The sequence below is a fragment of the Leptospiraceae bacterium genome (assembly GCA_024233835.1).
GTDB lineage: Bacteria > Spirochaetota > Leptospiria > Leptospirales > Leptospiraceae > JACKPC01.
This window is the reverse complement of sequence record JACKPC010000001.1, coordinates 1916743-1935557: the sequence shown is the minus strand read 5'-3', so window position 1 is coordinate 1935557 and position 18815 is coordinate 1916743. Positions and strand designations below refer to the sequence as shown.

Sequence of the window (18815 nt, the reverse complement as noted above, 5' to 3'; positions counted from 1 at the left end):
TTTTTTTGTTGCATTTTTCTCTAAATATATACAATACCGGGCATGAAACAGCGAGAAATAGAACTTAAAGACTACATTAATAAAGAACCGGTCTCTATCCATTGCGAGGAGACACTTGTAAAAGCCGAAAACCTGATGATGATGAAAAATTGTCGCCATCTTCCGGTTACAGAAAAGGGAAAAGTTATTGGTGTAATATCAGACAGAGACTTGAAAATTCTAAACTGTATGAATAATTTACCAAGAGAAGAAAAAAAACTAAAAGATATACTAAATCCCGAATTTTACACAGTTGAAATTGATACGAACATAGCTGATGTTGTAAAGAAAATGTACAATGAAAGAATAGATTATGCTCTTGTGATGAAAAATGGAAACTTCATAGGGATAATTACCCATATTGATATATTACAGGCTTTTTTAGATTGCATAGAACTTTTAAAGAAACAGACTAAAAACTAAACTTCGGGTATTATCATACAGTTTCCTTCTACTTTTCTATACTCAAAGAAATAAGCCCCATTCCGAGACGACGACCATCGGCTGAGATACCAAGCTCCGCAGGTGATTTTGGAGAATTATAGTTAAAACGCAATCTATTCGGAGATTTTTTTTTGACATACAGAAAAGATTTAGGAATCCTTATTTTTCTTATTCTTTCATTATCAGAAATAGTATATTCTAAAGTCTGCATAAATCGATTATTCATAAATACATCTACTCTTAAGACCGGATGAAGATGGTTTATAAATGCTTTACTTTCAAGAGATAGAATTACATTATCCCCTATTCCTTCTGGAAGATGAAAATTCAAGGTAGAAAAGTCGTTATTTGACCAGACTCCCCAGTGCTCCGGGTCTGACCAACCTATAAATCTGTATCGCTGACCACTTCCCTTTGAGTTAAACAAAACTTTTTCGTTCATAGATAAATTGTAATATTCCAGATCATTATATTCATATTCCTTTACACCCAATGCATCTTTTTTAGATTTTAAACCGGGAGCCAGTAAAAATATACCATCCTTCATCCCCGCTAAATCATTTTCAGATAAATGTAATATAGCTTCTTCCAGGAGGGCTTTCTCCTGAAATATATAAAGAGAATCTTTATGGTATCGACCCCTAATAATGGCTTCTAAAATCTCTTTTTGAGAACTTGCCATAGCCTCAGAGTTTACTCTGGCAAAATAGCCGGCATTGATTGACAGATTATTTCTGAGTGCATAGTCTGCCAGATTCATCCAATTTTCAGGATTTTTTTTAGGAAGTACAATTCTTAGTTTTTGATAGGGCTTTGCTAACTCTTTCCAGGATTTTGAATGGAATAATGAAGTATATTCCTTTTTTTCAGAATAGAGTTTTCCATAATGAGAAACAATCTTAGAACTATCTATAACCTGTAAAAACCAGACAAAACTGATAATAAGCGAAATTCTTCGAATTCTTTTCGTTCTGTAAAGAATAAAAAATATACTAAAATAAAGTAGATAAGATACAGGCCAAAAAAAACGACCGGAAACACGAAAAATTCCTGTAAGCCTTTTCAAAAAAGAAGGAATCGAATAATTGAAAATTACTTTTATACCAAACACTATTTGGTTGGATATAGAATAAATAAACAGGAAGCTACTGAGTAATAAGAGTATTTTTCCTTTTTTGGAAATTTTAAAGTTCCCATCTTTTATATACTTTATAAGCGCAAAAAAACCCAGGATAAGCATTCCGATACCGAGATAGTTAAATCCCTCAAAAAATTCAATACCTACCTTTTGTGCAGGAAGAAGATACGACCAGAGTAAGCCAGGATTAATAAGGGATAAGAGATTCATTTTATAAATACCAAATCCTCCCTCTTGCACTTCCGAAGGAAGGATGAAGTAACCGGCAAACCACATCACAAAGAGAGTCCCGGAAAAGCTCATACTACATGATTTTAAAATCTGCTTAATACTTAATTCTTGATGCCAGCCTCTCGAAAGAAGATCAAAGATATAAATACTTAAAACAAGAATAAGTAAATAAGCATGTATCAGGGCGGTAAGACAGAGAAGTATAAACCAGGACAGATCAGAAAACCTGTCTCTTAAAAAAAAATACAAAGCAAAAAGTATAGACCAGTGAGCCATTAAAGCAAAATGCCCCTCTAACCTATACAAAAAAAAAGGAGTGATAGCAAAAAAAAGTACAGCAGGAATCTGGTAAATTTTTTCTTTCGTTAGAAGAGATATAAGTTTAAATGCAGTATAAATCTGTAAAATAAAACAGAGTAGAATCCATATTCCAAAATATTGAAACTTAACAGGGATAATGGGGTTCAAGAGCTTAAATGAAAAAGCCATTAAAGGAATCGAATCAGTAAAAACAATAGAACTTCCAACTTCCATCCCATAGCTCCAGTTAGCACCAAATGGCCACTGGAATAGTGGTGCTTTTCGAAAAAATTCCCAACCAAGATAATGAGTAGAGAGATCACCACCTTTCATTATCCAATCTGTATACAGGGGATTCAGAATAGAAAAATCCAAAATCCTCCAAAAAGCCAATAAGGCAATAAGACCGGTAAGAATCCAGTACCGGAACTCCTCAGTTTCCCATTTCATTATTTATAATATCCCGGTTTAAGCAGAAAAACTGAACCTTTATTTACAAGATCTATAGTATTACTTATGGTACAAAATAGAAAGTGGGCTCGCCTGCAAAAAAAACAATCCCGAATTTTTTAAGGGATAAAATATTTTTTCGATTAACTCTCCCTTTCTTTAAAAAGGAAATGACCCTTTATTCCCCTTCAAAATGCTATATTTTATGAAACATTTAACCCTGATAATACTGATTTTCGGTCTTTTAAGTTCCACCTGCAAAAAGGAAAAGAAATTAGAAGAAATTATTGAAGACAGTCCTAAAACTGAAGAGAAAAATCCAGCAAAAACTGAAGACTCTAAGGATAAAAAAGGTCCTGGCGAAAATAGCTCGGATGATATACGTTCAGTCAACGCTTCTTCCCTTTATGTCAGACAGGAAGCCAATACAAGTTCAGCTAAAGTTTTGCTTTTACCCTATGGAACCAGTCTAAAAGTTGAAAAAACCAAAGAATCCGGAACCTATGGAGGGAAAACCGACTTCTGGTATTTCAGTAAAGATGCGGGAGGATACCTTTTCGGTGCTTATCTAAGTTCTGAAAGTCTCGAAGATAAAAAAATTGCTATGGATCTATATAGCGAGAATACCATCATGGAAGATTGTTCTTCTAAAACTGCCAGTTCCGGACAAATAAAAAAATTGGAACTCTATTACAATAAAGCAATATACCGCAGAAACTTTACAGAAAAACCCAAATTAAGCCTCAGGGGATCCTATACAGTAAAAGAATCCGGCTTCTATCTTGAATTTCCGGAAAATGCAGATGAGAACTTTCAGTTAAGTTATCTGAAAGAATATAACGGTTTTATAAGACAAGAATATCTTAAACTTCTAAAAGAAAAAGAATTCATTCTTGATAAAAAAGCCTGTGTTTTTATTCGTAACGAATGCAAAAACTCAAAAACCGGAAAAAACTATAGAATAGCCTATTTCTGTCCCCATGTAAAATAAAACTCAAGCCGGTTGAATGCCATTATATAAAAGGCTCAACTGGCGTTTTACCATTTTACGAAGATTTTCAATTTCCCAGGTTTCAAAAAAAAGTTGCTTCTCCACAATTAAGTTAGAAATTCCATGAACCAGTGACCAGGCAGAAAGAGCAATTTCCCTCGTATTACCTGCACGGAGGAGATTCTCAGTCTGGGCATTTTTTATAATCCCCTCAAAGGTAAAGTAAAGTTGCTCTCCGGCTTTTTTCAGACCCTCATGAGAAGAATGATTTTTTATCATGTTTCCATACATAATACGAAATAGCTCCGAATTATCCAGGGAAAATTCAACATAACTCAAACCGCACTCTCGAAACTGCCAGAGATAATTTCGGGGACGTTTTCTTATAATTTTTTCCATAATGTCGTTTAACTTATAAAATCCAACTTCTGCTACAGCCGAAATCAGGCTTTCACTATTTTTAAAATGTCTGTAAGGAGCACCGGGACTAACATCAGCCTTTTCGGCTACCTTGCGTAAAGAAAGGGATTCATAGCCTTCCTCGGCGATAATAACAAGAGCGGAATCAATAAGGGCATTCCGTAAGTCTCCATGATGATATGCTTTCAGATTTCGATTTGATTTAGAGGCCATAGTTATTTTAGAACCATAGGAAGAAATTCATAAAAAAAATCAAGGCAGTTTACAAAAAAAAGAGCTTGACTTTAAAAATAATGTATACGTTGTTTACATTAGAACACTGAGAGGTTTAATTTATGAATACATCCGAACAAATCCAGAATTATGATATTATCTTTATAGGCTCAGGAATCGGTAGTCTGACGGCAGCCAGCCTTTTAGCTCAATTTAAAGACAAGAAGATCTTGATTTTAGAAAAACATTTCCAACCCGGTGGTTTCACCCATGAGTTTCAGAGAAGGCAGAATAAATACTCCTGGGATGTAGGGATCCACTATATCGGTGATCTGGCGGAAGGAAGTTTCTTAAAAAGAATTTTTGATGTAATTACAGGTAATAAACTACAATGGCAAAAGATGTCGGAACCTTTCGAGAAATTTGTATACCCGGATAAAACCTTCAGTGTATATGGTGAACCTGAAAAATATATTTCTGATCTGATAAAAGAATTTCCGGAAGAAGAAGTCGCCATTCGACAATACTTTAAAGATGTACAAAAAGTATCGATTCACATCGGTAAATACACTATGCTTCGAAACTCAGCTCCTTCTCTTGATTCCATTTCAAAATTAGTATCTCCAGATGGAAGCATTCGTACATTAAAAGACTACTACGACACTCACTTTAAAAGCGATCGCTTAAAAGGAATCCTCACTTCTCAATGGGGAAATTATGGCCTACCTCCACATCTTGCATCGTTTGCGATTCATGCCCAGGTTGTTCAACACTATATGAATGGAGGATACTTTCCGGTAGGGGGCTCCGGCAATATTTTTAAATTTATAGAACCCATAATCGAAGAAAAAGGTGGTAAAGTCTTAAGCTCACACGAAGTCGAAGAAGTTCTAATAGAACAGAATAAAGCGATAGGAGTTAAAGTAAAACTACTTCGAGGTGAAAATAGAGGCTCTTATACAAATTTTTATGCACCTGTAATTGTTTCTGATACGGGAGCTTACTCGAGCTATTTAAAACTCATTCCCCAGTCTTATCCTATAGCCTTCCGGGAAGACTTAAGGAAATTTTTCAATGCCCAGACTTTTACAGTCAGCAGTGTTACAGCCTATATAGGACTTTCAGACGATCCGAGAAAACTTGGCTTTAATGGAGAAAACCACTGGATTTATAGCTCCTATGAACACGACAAAGTCGTTACAGAAAAGAAAAATTGGTATGAAGAAGGAGGGGAACCACCCGTAGCTTATCTCTCCTTCCCCAGTCTAAAAAATCCGGAAGCCAAATCACATACGGCAGACATTATTACCTTTATGGACTATGAAGTCTTTGCCAGATGGAAAGACTTACCCTGGAAGAAACGTGGGGAAGAATATGAATCCCTTAAGAAAATAATCGCTGATAAATTAATACAGGTTGTGGATACAAAGTATCCCGGTTTTAAAGACATGATAGAATATGTAGAACTGTCAACTCCTCTGAGTAATGAGCATTTCACCTCTCACGTAAAAGGAACCATCTACGGACTCCCCTGTGTTCCGGAACGTTACCAAAAAGAAAAAACACCCTGGTTTGAAGTAAAAACGCCTTTAGAAGGTTTTTATCTGACCGGAACCGACACATCTTCTCCCGGAGTGTCAGGTGCATTAATGGGTGGTTTGAGCACGGCCAATGTGCTTCTTGGCAAAGATAATATAGTAAAACTAATTTCTAAGAAAGCTTGAAGCTTTGAGGTATAGATAATGATTAAAAATAACTATTTCACAGATAATGCCGATCTACAACTGCAATTTCAGTATCTGATTAAGTTCCAGGAAGTTATCGATGAATACGAAAATGGCTTTGAAGATGCGAAAAAGTATTCTCAAACCGGTGAAGAACAGTATGCACTTGCACCACAGGATTATAACTCAGCCAAAGAATACTACTACCAGGTTTTAGAATCTTTTGGAGATATAACAGGCAACTACGTTTCTCAAGAAGCTGCTAAAATGGATAAGAAAGGCCTTACTTTAGAGGATGGTAAGGTCATCTTTTCAGAAGAAATGGTAAAGCTCTGGAATATGGTGAAAGATGCAGGACTACTCCCTTTCACTTTAAAACGCGAGTATAAAGGACTCGGTCTTCCTGTAACGGTTTTTTCTATCATAATGGAATTACTTTCAAGAGCAGATGTGGCTTTCGGAATGTCTATTTCCATGTTAAATTTAGCTGAAACTATTGAAAAATTTGCTTCCAAAGAAGTAAAAGATAAATGGATTCCCAAAATGGTAGCTTCCGAATATACCGGTGCAATGGCTCTATCGGAACCAAATTATGGCTCAGATTTAAGTAGCGTTATGACAAAGGCTATCAAACAGGAAGATGGAACCTATCTCTTAAATGGAACCAAACGTTTTATTACCCACGGATGTGGAATGTCAAATTTTCCGGCAGCCATATTAACCCTGGCAAGAACCGGGGAAGCCAAGAATGGAGCCAGAGGACTTTCCTTTTTCGTAGTGGATGGAAAAACAGTTCAGGTAGCAGGTATAGAGCATAAATTAGGAATCAAGTCTTCTCCGACCTGTGAAATTGTTTACGAAAACTCCATTGGAGAGATAATCGGAGAAGAAGGATACGGTTTAACCAAATACGCAATGGGAATGATGAACGCAGCCAGACTCGGAACCGGAATGTTCGGAGTCGGTGTAGCCACCGCCGCCTATGAAGAAGCAAAGAAGTATGCTTCAGAAAGAGAGCAATTTGGTAAACTAATACAGGATATACCCGCTGTAAAAAAAATGCTCGACCGCATGGAGAGAGAAATAGTTGCTATGCGTTGTTTGAATATGGAAGCTGCCTTTTCTATAGATATGTATCGTTGGAGACAGGATAGATTAGAAGAAAGAGGTGCTTCCGATAGAGAAATCAGAAAAGATGAAAAAATAAAATATTGGGAAAAATTAGCTTCTATATTTACACCTATCTGCAAATACTATTGCTCTGAAATGGGTAACCGTATTGCCTATGATTCTATGCAAGTTCATGGTGGTGTTGGTTTTACAGAAGAGTTTGATGTAGCCAAACTTTATCGGGATGTACGTATCCTGACTATCTATGAAGGAACTACACAACTACAGGTTATAGCATCCATCGGTGGAATCATTTCCGGTATGACGGAAAAAGGAATTCTTAGAGACTATTTAGTTAAACTTATGAAGCAAATAGAAGCTTCTGAACTCAGCAAAAATATATTCAGCATGTTAGAAAATTCTATAAATTTATATAAAGAGCTAAAAGAAAAGGAATACTATTCTTTTGAAGTCGTAGAAACCAATGCAAGATTATTAACCGGACTATTATTAGAACGCTCCATTGTAAACTTGAAAGAAAATGCCAATGAAAGAAGAAAACAAATGTCAAAGGATTTCAATATAGAAAGCCTGGCAATAGCAAAAGCTAATTTAGTCAAACTCGAAAATGCTGTTTAAGTAAAACAATATACTCAAAGTTCAGAAAGCATTTGCTTTCTGAACCCGTAGTAGTAAGCCTGAGAAGCTAAACTATATCGTATCCAATTTTCCTGTATGCTCTTCTCGGCGCACGGTTCTGTTTCGTTTAAATTTTTTAATTCAACTTTTTCGGAAAAAGAGTTCTCCGACTGAAAACTCGGATTAAATACAAAAAATTCCGATTCTCCCTGCACGATAACTGAATTACTTAGGCTATTTTTCGCTGTGCCTTTTATCCGATAAACCTCCGAAGCATACAGAGTAAAACTGCTTTTTTCCTGTGGCTTTAGACGAGAATATTTTTCAGCAAAGTCTTTTAGCTCTTTTGGATAATTATACTTTTCTAATAAGTTAGAGATCGAAGTTTCTCCTGAATCATTATAGTTCATAATTGAATTATGAGAAAAAGAAAAGGTGTGAGATAAAAAAGTTGCATATAATGAACGAAAAATTGATTCAGAATCATCACCTAAGAGTTGAGCATTATAACGGTTTGTGTATTTGTATAGCTCGAAAAATTTCTCGGATGTGTTTCCACGAAAACCATATTTTCTTCCTTCTATACTATCTTTTAAAAATTCATTTCTCTCCTCACTCGTTAGGCCCGCGTTTTCATATAAGAATTTCATAAATGTATATGCAAAGGAATAATCCAGAATTGTTGAAGACCACTTAAACAAGGATTTTCCAATAAATCCATTGCTACATCCACCTTCACTGCTTCCATAAAAACAATGCAAACGGGAAACTTGCGGACCATAGCCTGCCAGATCACTTGCCAGTTCACTCATACCTTCATTTATCCAGGTATCATCAAAACTCACAGTCCTGTTAAACTCTGTTTTTTCAGCTTCCGTTCTCGGAAGAGGAATTATTGCTCGAAGTTTATTTCTTCCAAATTGATGTTGAACTCGAATTAAATGTTGAAACTCATGTGCCAGAACAGATAAAATAGAATCGGCTTCTCCTTTTTGCAAAGTCTTTTCTCTTAACTGAGGCAAGAGAACACCATCTAAATATATGATTTCCTGCATATTAGATCTCATATCTTTTCCAACACCCGGATCTTCAATTATATTCACCGGATCCACATAGCCGGCTATAAAACTTCCAAGATTTCCTCCGGGATTAATATTCAAAATAAAAATAGTTATTTTATTATTTCTATCTACATCCGAGACCACACCAAATGTAGTTTCTAATTGTGGTTTTATCTTATTCTGAAATGCTTCCCCGATCTGTTGATAATTGATTGAAGGATAAAGTCCCTCTTCCTGCTTTTTTAGAAGCTCCTTTTCCATATAGATTTCGACTTCCGAGAAGTCGGCTATCTTCTTAGCCTCCACACAGCGGTATAGATTTGTCTGGAAATTGAGTGCCCATAAGCCAGGACATTTTGGTTTTTCCTCCTGAAATAAAAGGGGAATTAGAAGATTAGTTTGATCCTGCCTTATCCTTTTTTCCGAATGACAGGTTATTAAAAATACAGAAGTACATAATAAAATACACCTAATAAAATAGGATCTGAACCTTTTCATGACCATTCCTTCTCCTTTTTCTACTCCGGTCAATAATTTATTAACAAGCTAAGATAAGGATTTTCTCTATAGATCAAGAAATAATTAAGTTATTTTAAAAAATTATAGGATTCACATGCCGGACATACCGGTAGTTTCACTTTCGGGAAAGAATAGCTCTTTTAGAAAAGATACTTTCTTATTTTTTCTTCTGAATATTTACGAAGGGGACTACTCCCCCGGAACCCATATATTCAGGAAGCTTGCCATCCCATTTTTCGATTGCCCTGAGTTCTAAAAGCATGGGACTCAAAGACTGATTTTTCAGGCGAAGAGCTTCGGCTTCCGCCTTAGCAGTTGTCACCGTTTGTTTGGCTTCAGCTTCAACTCTCTGCAACTCTTTTTCAGCCTTTTTGGCTAACTGCTCGGCCTTCTGCTTGGCTTCGATGGCCTCCGCATAGTCCTTGGAAAATTGAAAGTCTTTGATAGAAAAATCATCTACTAAAATAAAATACTTATCCAGCCTTTTTGATAAAGTTTCTTTTATTAGATGACTTACCTCCGCTCTCATAGTAATCAGATGATTGGCTTCATACTGAGCTGTCACCTGCTTGACAACCTCCTGAACTGCCGGGTCTATAATATTTCTCTCATAAGCTTCCCCTACCTGCTGTAAAAGGAGATGAAGCTTTTCCGGATTCAAGTGATAGTTTAAAGCAATAACCGTATTTATCTTCTGAAGATCCTTAGAGGAAGCATTGGCTTCCGTTTCATTTTTTTTCACCCGTATATCGAGTTCCACAACACTCTGGACAATCGGAATTCTAAAATTAAGCCCCTCTCCTAAAATTATATCAGAGGGTTTTCCAAAATTCTTTACGACTCCTCGAAATCCCACATCAATGATGACAAATGGATTTAGCCAGAGGATAAGTAGTAATAAAACAACTGCAACAAATGAGAAGAATAATTTATTCCCTGAGAAGATTTCTTTTACCTGTCCATTTGAATAAGTCTTCGCCATATCAGTACTCCGTAAAAAATAGCTGTAAAAATTTTCTGGAATCCCTTCCCTGCATCCCTTTTCCTACGAATTCACCATTCACCCAGAGCTCAAAATGCAGGTGGATTTGACTTTTAGTCCCTTCGGCTTCACTTCGCAATCCGGAATTTCCAACCCTTCCCAAAATTTCCCCTTTTTTAACTTTCGTGCCTACCTGAATGTGTTTTGCTATGAAAGATAGGTGATTATAAGAACTCATAACCCCATTTCCATGATCCAACCAGATTTGCCTTCCTCCAAAATCTCTATCAACAAAAGTAACCCTGTGGGTTTGATTATAAGAAGTTATACCTGTATATTCCTCCATAGTTATAGGCAGATAATTCAAATCGGCACGAACAATGATGCCATCGTTTGTGGCAACAACAACATCTTCCTCGGTTAAAGGAGCTTTCTGCCCTTCTTCAATAGTTTTTTCTATAATGTCAACCCCTTTATGGATACCGTTTCTATATGCTCTTGGAGCCCCCGGTAAAGAGTAGTCTCCTTCCGGCACCAGTCCATTCGGAACAGGAAAAACATAGCCCGTAAGGTTTTTATTAATGCCTGTAAGATTGGAAGAATTCAGGAGAACTTTAATATTCGAGATAACTATTGAACTATCCTGTTTTTTCTTAAAGACAAAACGGAGTAAAGTTGCATCTATATTTCCAAGTTCTAAAGTAATTTGTTTTTTAAGTTTTTCTGTATAGACAATCGTTTTCCATTTTTCTTGGAGTTGAACCTGTACACCCAAACCAGAAATCAAATCTTCCTTCCCTGCCGGAAATTCCACATAGGCTTTGTTCATTAACCTTTTCGAACCAAAATCAACTATAAGCCACTCTCTTTCCGGTTTTTTTTCTGAAACCCAATAAGTTTTGCTATTGGAGTCAAATAGGTTTTGGACACACTTCCAACTATCCAGACAGGAGGAAACTGTATAAGAAAAATCAGCAGCACTTAAATAAGCAAAATGAATACTATCTGTAGGGTACGAAAAGGTATTTGTATAAGGTTTAAATTTTTTAGTAATAATGCTGGAAGAAGCACTAAGGCCGGGCCTGGCAAAAGTCTTACAAGAACTGAGAGCTATTACAATAAAAAGAACAAAAAAAATATAGCCTGAAAAATTAATGAGTTTCGGTTTTTTGAACACTTTCCTTCTTCTTGAATATGTTTCCTAACTTACCCAGGTCTTCCGGACGAATATTGCTCTGGGTAGCTTTACGGTTCTCTTCCTGGATTTCCTTATAGACTTCCGCCCTGTGAACCGAAACATTTCTCGGTGCCTTAATTCCGATTTTAACCTGGTCTCCCTTAATATCTATGATAGTCAATTCAATATCATTGCCTATCATAATCGATTGATTCAGTCTTCTGGAAAGAACAAGCACCTTAGACCTTCTCCATAGATTCCTGCTCCTGCAGAATCTTATATCGTACCTGGTGGCTTTCATCTCTGGAGATATACTGAGCAGCAAGGTGGTTTTGTGGATTAACAAGAATCGGTCCCTGCAAATTAGCCGTCATATCTTCGGGCTTATCCGAAGGAATCGTGATGATTAGAAGTAAAAAACCTTTATTCTCAGGACTCAAACCCAGGGCCTGTAAATCAGAGAAGGAAAGCTTTGGGTCATAATCAGTCAAAAACAATTCGGGTTGCACTACAATGAAAGCCAACTCTTCATCCATAAGAGACTGAAGCCATTTAAAGGGAGTTTCTTCGTTTTCTTCAATCAGAGCAAATTGTTTTTGCTCTTCAAAGCCCATAAGCCCTTCCGGAAAATGCAAAATCTGTTTTTCTGAAATCTGCATTTCCCCAAAAGGTTTCGTCTGAATTTTTATTGGCATCTTATAATTTACTTACCTCAAGAAATCCATTAGAGTCGGGCGAATCACCTTGGAACCCACACTCAGAGCGTATTCGTGCACAGTCTGTAACCATTTCATATTCATAATGGTTTCCGGAAAATCAATTCCTTCATTATTAGCTAAGAGCTCAGTCATGTAGCCCTTATCCACTTCAATACGTTTGGTATGCTCTTCGAGACGATTCATCTTAGCACCGGTTACGGAACGATGCCGTAAAATATTTTCCAGAGCGAGATCTATATTTTGCAAATCACGACCGGAAATTTTTTCCTGGTCTTTGCTTGTCAAATCAGATTTGAGTTGAATCAGGACATCAAAAATAGACTGACCGGTAACAGTAGCTGTATCTGCATAAGCTGTTGGAGAATTTGATTTAGACGGATCTAATAAACCTAAATCTTTCAAAACAGTTCCTTCTCCCACATCTTCCATCCAGATCTGGTGAGGCACAGTGGTAACCAGAGAAATGGTATCATCCCCTAACTTGGAAGCTTTTAATTCGAGGGGAGAATTATTTATCTTATCAATTACATCGTCGAGAGTATCACCCGCAGAAATCCGAACTTCTACTCCATCCAATTTTATAACACTATCAGCTGCTGCACGGTATTCGGCATTATTAACACCGCTGGTTACACTCATATTGGTAGCCCAGAATACCTTGTTACCGGGAGTCGTTACCGAAACATATTCTCCGCGTTCAATCTCACGAAGTTGTTCGCCAATATCTCCCCTGTATTCAACACCGATAATCTCTTCTTTAAGTTCCACACCCTTCAGACTTTTCTGCTTGGTATCTACTGCATCAAAAGGTCTCTGCTCGACTACATGCCCACCAAATACAAATTGACCTGTAGCATCCCTTGAATTTGCAATGTCTACAAGAGCCCGAAGGTGTTGGTCAATTTCCTTTCCAATAGCCACTTCCAGTTCAAAACCTTTATCTCCCTGGTAGATACCATTGGAAGCCTGAACGGTAAGAGTTCTTACTCTTTGAATAATATCAGTTACCCTATCCAGTTGGCCGTCAACCATTTGCAAACGGTTCTGTCCATCCACCACGTTTTTACCGAACTGGTCTAACTCGTGCAAACGACTCCTAAAATACATCTGGTTTACAGCAGCCGCCGGCTCGTCAGAAGGTCTGCGAATTTTCATGCCAGTAGCAAGCTGGTTTTCCACTTCATCCATATTTACCTGGTGACGATTCAGGTTGGACAAAAGGGTGTTATTGATCATCTGGTTCGTTATTCTCATCTCTTAGGCCCCCAGTCGGTTAATAATAGTATCTAACATTTCGGTATATACAGAAATAATCTTTGCAGACGCGTTGTAAGCCTGCTGGAACTGCACCATATTCGCCATTTCCTCATCCAAATTTACTCCCATAACGGATTGACGAAGATTTTCGTATTCGGTGAGTACTGCAACCTGTGTTTCGGTTTCCTGTTTGGCTTCCCTGGCTTCCGTTCCTAATTTAGAAATAATTCGGTTATAAAAATCACCTACCGTTTTATCATTTTCCACCATAACGGGTTTATCACGTAAAGCCCTTGCAATGAGAAGAGCATTTTCTCCGTCCTTGTGACCGTTCGGTGTATTATAGTCTCCGGTTCCTCCCACATCCTTTCCGCGTGAAGCTGCAATACTGGCTGTATTATTCTGGATTTCAGGAGAAAGTTTCATGAAAGAAGATGGATGATAATGTGGAGTAAAAGAAATATCCTCCATATTTGCCTGGAGTTTATTGATCTCTCCCAGTCTTTTGAAATCAAAAGCACTGGCCTGACCACTTCCGGCAAGAATTCCGCTCATTCCGCTTAAAAGATTACCGGAGTCTTCAAGGTGACGGATCATGAAGTTACGACTCGGATGATCCTCTGCTATTTTTGCCTTGATAGAAAGCTGGTTATCCTGGTTCATATAGGCCACTACACCGGCTTTGCTCTGGTTGATTCTCTGGATCACAGAATCCATGGTATCATCGGGACGATAGTTGATATATACAGGAGTAGACTTCTCATCGTTTTGCTGAAGGGTCAGAGTTCCGGAAATTCCAATAGGTTTTGTCGGATCAATCTTTGTTTTTCCGGTCACTTTAAATATGGCGGTAGAATCATTAACCCCGTCCATATCGTTGTCCACCTCCCCTCTTAAGTTGCGGGAGAGGTTCTTCACTTCGAAGAAGTCCAGATTGGTTTTGCCATTCAGGCCGAATCCATCCCGGTGAACTTCATTCGTTGCTTCTTTTACGTTTAAGGCGAGAGAATCGAGTTGGTCGATTTTTTCTCTCATAATAATATCACGAACTTCAAATAAGGCCTGGATACGACCCCTTTCAAAAAGCACCTGTTTTCCGTTGTCTTCCCAGTAGGTATCCAAAAAACCATTTTTCGCAGGATTGCCCTCAAGCTTTATTTTATGGCCTTTGGTTCCCTGGACGAGAATTTGCTGACCGATAAAGACCATGAACTCGTCTTTGTCGCTTCTGCCTACAGAAATATCCGAAAGACCGGAAAGCTCTTCTACGGCCTTGTCCCTTTTGTCATAAAGGTCATTGGGCATGTCTCCCATAGCTTCAGCCTTGGCAATTCGTCCGTTCAAGTTACGAATATTTTCAACGAGGTTATTCAGCATATTTACCCTCGATTCCAATTCCTTATTGGACTGGTCCCGAAGCATACTCAACTTGCGAAAAGTATCCTCTACCCTTGAACCGAGAGCCATAGCTTTTTCTCGAACAACAGCTCTATGAGCATTTTCTTCGGGGTAGTTGGCCAGTTCTTCCCAGGAAGACCAGAACTGGTCGAGTTGTTTTCGAATGGTAATGCCACCCGGCTCGGCAAAAATAGTTTCTACCTGTCGTAAATATTCAGATTTTGTATTCCAGTATTCTTTTTCTGTAGTGGTTTCCATTACCCGGTCATCCAGAAAGGAGTCTCTGACTCTCTCAATAGATTCCACTACAGAACCCTGACCGATTTGACCGGCCACATGAGCCCGGTTTAGAGAGGGTTCATATAAAGGATCTACAGTTCCTGAATTAATTCTCTGGCGAGCGTAATGTTTATCGTCCGCATTGGAGATGTTGTGGCCGGTAGTTTGAATGGCCTGTTGATGGACAGAAAGTCCTCTTTTACCAATTTCTATACCTGAAAACGTTGAACCCATAAGTACCTCTAAGCCCTGGTATTTAAAAGGACAGAAGCTGCCCTTGATTTTTGCCCCCTGGGAGAACCCGAATCATAGGAGGGCATTTCGACTTCGGTTGCCTGTTTTAAGACATCCATAGTCATTTCATACATATCATGACGGGATTTTAAAAGCCTTTCGTTAATTTCTAATTTTTCCTTTAGGTTTCGAACGACCTCTTTTAAGTCGTTAGCGAGACCTTTTAGCTTATAATTGGAATCCCTATCGATCTGGTCTAAAAACTCGCTCAAAACGGGGATTTCGGCCTTTTTTTCTATGCTTGCATCTTCATATACCTGCTGAATAGACTTCATCCGGTTCTCTTCGAGCCTTGCCGCTTTACTGATGAGTTCCCGGGTCTGATTGGTAAATTCCTGTAGCTTTTTACCTTCGGCTTTTAATATAGTATCTTTTTTCTTCAGTTCTATATCCAGAAGATCCCTATAAATCCGGATTTCTTCCTTAAAAATACCTACAAGGTCGTCGAGCCATTCAGCGGAAAGTTTTTTCATAATAATAAAATATCCCTAGGTTCTACATCGACGAAATACAGACGGTACTTAGTTTTTTTTCTACTTTTTTGGCTTCAAAACAGGCTCTGGTTTCAAAAACTGAGTATTATGGGGATTGATAGAGGTGGGGTATAATTCATTTTTTCCAGCCTGTGGGCGAAGGTTTCTCTAGTCAGTCGCTGATGATTCGACCAACTCGACGGAAAAAGCGTATCAGGTAAGCTTTTTCGAGTTCTGTAATTTCGACAATAAATGCGAGCTCGGAACCGGCTTCTTGCATCTTGAGTGCTGTTCTTAGCTTTTCTTTCCGCTCAGCCCTTTCGGCCCGTAATTCTGCCAGACGCTTGCCTTTAGAATAACCTATCTGCTCGCCTTTAGAATAGCCAATCTGCTCGCCTCTATTATAGCCTCTTTGTTCAAGTGCATCTGCTATGGTTGGCATTGTCTTTCGAACTCCTTCTAAGTCTAAACTTTCTATTAATTTTTCCAGCCTGTCAAGTGTTATTTGCTCCGGACCACGGATTAGATAATTCAGAATGATCGTAAGCCATCTATTTTGACGGTTCTCGTCTTCGATTCTCTCCAAAAGTTGCAGAATTGTTCCCAGGTTTTCTCCCAGATCCGGATGAAAACTATATTTGAACAGGTAAAAGGATGCCTGTAAAACCTCGTTCCCCATAATAGATTCATCAGCTACACGGGGAAGGTCATAAAACAGAAAGTCAAACCTGGGCACAAACCTTTCATATTTTTTCGGGGTTTCAATCATTGACTGAAAATCCAGGCCATGCTTCCATCTCTTTTGTCCGTGGTAAACTACTATGGGTAGTATCATAGGTAGTTTCTGGTGTCGCTGTTTCTTCTTCGCGGAATGATTGCGATAACGCTGCCAGATCTTTACCATATAACCCAGAAGTTGGAGACCGGTATACCTATCGGCTTTACTCTTATGGTCAAAAAGAATGTAAAGGTAAGCCTCTTCCCCGGATTTTAAACCCACACGATAGAGAGTATCCGAAAACCCCTCTTTCAGACTATCATCAATAAAGCTTCCTTTTTCCAAGTTTAGGGAATTTAAATCTAAATTTTCAAGTAGCTCTGCCGGAAGATAGCTCCGGAAAAAGTCCAGAGCATTTTCTCTGTCGGACATAGTGGCTTTGAAAAGCTTATCATGGATATTTTCTGAGGACATGATAATGTCAGAAAATTATGGAGGTAGAAAACTGTCCAGAAAATTTACTATACAAATATAGGCTACTACTAAACTATATTTAAACAAATCGATGAGATAATCAAGAATATTAACATTCAGTTTATTAGAAATCTTAAAAATAGCGTGTATGATGTTTTTAACAGGTGTTCTATCAGGGATTTGATTCAGGTTCCGGTCTTTTTGTATCATCCGGTATTTTTCGAATGAACTTTCCCGTTCTTAAATCCATCAACCACACTATATTTTCCTTTGTTATGGCAAAGAGTTTAAGTCCAACATGAAGAGCGGCAACTTCCCAGCTACTATTCAGCTCCTCAGAAGCAAATTCCCAGATAATGTTTCCAGTTGTATCATATAATTTACAGCCCCGGAAGGGGGAATCAAAACATCCGAGGATATGCTCATCATCCACAAAATACCGTTTTGATGAATAAGCCGCACCCGGCAACTCCTCTAAAAGTTTACCGTCCTCGGACCAGACATAGAGAGATTTACCTCCCCCGAGAGAGCGTATATTGGAATGAAGATCCATCCGTAAAACCTTAGGACCATAAGCATCCCAGGACTTAAGTAGCTTCCCATCCCTGTTCCAGATCATAAGCTTATCCCCTCCTGTTATAATTAAAGTTCCTTCCCGGTTAAAAATAGCCAGACGCGCCTGCAATACATCTAACTTGAGAAATACTTTTCCGGAAAGATCAATAAGCTTCACGGTTCCATTATTATAAGAAGTACAAAGAAGCTGTTTGCCATCCGGACTAAAGGTGATATATCTGGCTCGAGTTTCAGTTCCCAGGCGTTTCTCAAGTTTATTCTCCGGAACATTCCAAAGAGTAATTCCCTCATCTTCGGAAGCAGCAGCCAGAAGCTTCCCATCAGGACTAAAAGCGAGAGCACCTACATCTCCGGTTTTAAAACTTGCCAGAAGTCCGCCCTCTATACTCCAGATTTTTGTGAGATCATCTATAGAACCTGTAGCCAGGAGTTTCCCATCCGGGCTAAAAGCTAGAGCCTGTATTTGTAAACTATGCCCTCCGGCGTTTATAATCTTTCGCAACTGATACCCTGCTTCTTCCTTCCTACTCCGATAAGACGTACTTCTGATTTGCATTTCAATTAAAAACCAGGGAAGAACAATAGGAAGTAAAACTGTATCGGCTGCAAGACTTAAAGGCAGATCCAAAAAAAATCTACTTTCCCTTTTTACCAGAGCAGAATAGCCATCAAACATGACTCCTCCGTAAGGAACAGGAGATTTCCTCCTTTTAATTCCGTATTGCAGGTTCCTGTACGTTCCGCAGGAAGACAGGAAAAAAGATAGAAGAATACAAGTTAAATGTGTTCTTTTTATAAATCCATAAACTATATTGTAACAATTCAATTTATCACCTTTCAACATTTCGCAACTCCTTCTATCCTTTTTAAATGTGAGTGAATACTTATTTCACAGGACTTTTCTCATCTTATTATATCCGCTCAAAAAAAAGGAAGATAATCAAGAATTTTAACTTTTAGTTTATTAGCAGTCCCAAAAATACCGTGCATGATGTTTTAAATATTTTTTCCGGGTCGGGTATTTGTATGGTACCATGAACTTCCAAATCTCTACTTTCTCTTCGCCCATTTTTTTGATTGGATACGTCAGAAACAGATAAATCGAGAACCAATCCTGACTCAAAGAGCGCGAGATTGCCCTTGAAAGGTCTATAAATACAAACAGGATTAATCTTACCCATATTATTTA

At 38.1% G+C, this 18815-nt stretch carries 16 protein-coding genes; 4 read left to right on the top strand and 12 right to left on the bottom strand.

Annotated elements, in window-relative coordinates:
* Window positions 1–42: 42 nt before the first annotated feature.
* Complete coding sequence (locus tag H7A25_08785; GenBank protein MCP5499985.1) at window positions 43–462, top strand: CBS domain-containing protein; 420 nt, start codon at window positions 43–45, stop codon at window positions 460–462.
* 28 nt (window positions 463–490) lie between these two features.
* Here the strand turns inward: H7A25_08785 and H7A25_08780 are convergent, their stop codons facing one another.
* A complete protein-coding gene (locus H7A25_08780; protein ID MCP5499984.1) occupies window positions 491–2602 on the bottom strand; it encodes a hypothetical protein in 2112 nt (703 codons plus the stop codon).
* 205 nt (window positions 2603–2807) lie between these two features.
* Between H7A25_08780 and H7A25_08775 the strand changes: the two genes are divergently transcribed.
* Complete coding sequence (locus tag H7A25_08775) at window positions 2808–3593, top strand: SH3 domain-containing protein (GenBank protein ID MCP5499983.1); 786 nt, start codon at window positions 2808–2810, stop codon at window positions 3591–3593.
* Window positions 3594–3596: 3 nt separating this feature from the next.
* Here the strand turns inward: H7A25_08775 and H7A25_08770 are convergent, their stop codons facing one another.
* A complete protein-coding gene (locus tag H7A25_08770; GenBank protein MCP5499982.1) occupies window positions 3597–4226 on the bottom strand; it encodes a TetR/AcrR family transcriptional regulator in 630 nt (209 codons plus the stop codon).
* Window positions 4227–4348: 122 nt separating this feature from the next.
* Between H7A25_08770 and H7A25_08765 the strand changes: the two genes are divergently transcribed.
* Together H7A25_08765 and H7A25_08760 are read left to right on the top strand one after the other, a co-directional pair.
* Window positions 4349–5950 (top strand): NAD(P)/FAD-dependent oxidoreductase, encoded by a 1602-nt coding sequence (locus tag H7A25_08765; GenBank protein ID MCP5499981.1) that lies wholly within the window; start codon window positions 4349–4351, stop codon window positions 5948–5950.
* Window positions 5951–5968: 18 nt separating this feature from the next.
* Entirely contained in the window at window positions 5969–7699 is a 1731-nt protein-coding gene (locus H7A25_08760) for an acyl-CoA dehydrogenase family protein (protein MCP5499980.1), read from the top strand.
* A 14-nt stretch (window positions 7700–7713) separates the two neighbouring features.
* Here H7A25_08760 and H7A25_08755 read toward each other — a convergent pair whose 3' ends face one another.
* The 10 genes from H7A25_08755 to H7A25_08710 form a co-directional block, all read right to left on the bottom strand.
* Entirely contained in the window at window positions 7714–9258 is a 1545-nt protein-coding gene (locus tag H7A25_08755) for a hypothetical protein (protein MCP5499979.1), read from the bottom strand.
* A gap of 178 nt (window positions 9259–9436) precedes the next feature.
* On the bottom strand, window positions 9437–10261 hold the full coding sequence (locus H7A25_08750; protein MCP5499978.1) for a prohibitin family protein: 825 nt from the start codon (window positions 10259–10261) through the stop codon (window positions 9437–9439).
* Window position 10262: 1 nt separating this feature from the next.
* Entirely contained in the window at window positions 10263–11318 is a 1056-nt protein-coding gene (locus H7A25_08745) for a M23 family metallopeptidase (protein MCP5499977.1), read from the bottom strand.
* A 94-nt stretch (window positions 11319–11412) separates the two neighbouring features.
* The gene (csrA, locus tag H7A25_08740; protein ID MCP5499976.1) at window positions 11413–11676 is read right to left on the bottom strand and encodes a carbon storage regulator CsrA; all 264 of its coding nucleotides are present in this window, start codon (window positions 11674–11676) and stop codon (window positions 11413–11415) included.
* Between the two features lies 1 nt (window position 11677).
* Window positions 11678–12133: a flagellar assembly protein FliW gene (gene fliW, locus H7A25_08735; GenBank protein MCP5499975.1), complete on the bottom strand. Its 456-nt coding sequence runs from the start codon at window positions 12131–12133 to the stop codon at window positions 11678–11680.
* Window positions 12134–12145: 12 nt separating this feature from the next.
* Entirely contained in the window at window positions 12146–13411 is a 1266-nt protein-coding gene (locus H7A25_08730; protein ID MCP5499974.1) for a flagellar hook-associated protein 3, read from the bottom strand.
* Window positions 13412–13414: 3 nt separating this feature from the next.
* Complete coding sequence (gene flgK / locus H7A25_08725) at window positions 13415–15325, bottom strand: flagellar hook-associated protein FlgK (GenBank protein MCP5499973.1); 1911 nt, start codon at window positions 15323–15325, stop codon at window positions 13415–13417.
* A gap of 8 nt (window positions 15326–15333) precedes the next feature.
* On the bottom strand, window positions 15334–15858 hold the full coding sequence (locus H7A25_08720) for a flagellar protein FlgN (GenBank protein ID MCP5499972.1): 525 nt from the start codon (window positions 15856–15858) through the stop codon (window positions 15334–15336).
* Between the two features lie 172 nt (window positions 15859–16030).
* The gene (locus H7A25_08715) at window positions 16031–17050 is read right to left on the bottom strand and encodes an Rpn family recombination-promoting nuclease/putative transposase (GenBank protein ID MCP5499971.1); all 1020 of its coding nucleotides are present in this window, start codon (window positions 17048–17050) and stop codon (window positions 16031–16033) included.
* 172 nt (window positions 17051–17222) lie between these two features.
* Window positions 17223–18470 (bottom strand): hypothetical protein, encoded by a 1248-nt coding sequence (locus H7A25_08710; protein ID MCP5499970.1) that lies wholly within the window; start codon window positions 18468–18470, stop codon window positions 17223–17225.
* Between the last annotated feature and the right edge of the window lie 345 nt (window positions 18471–18815).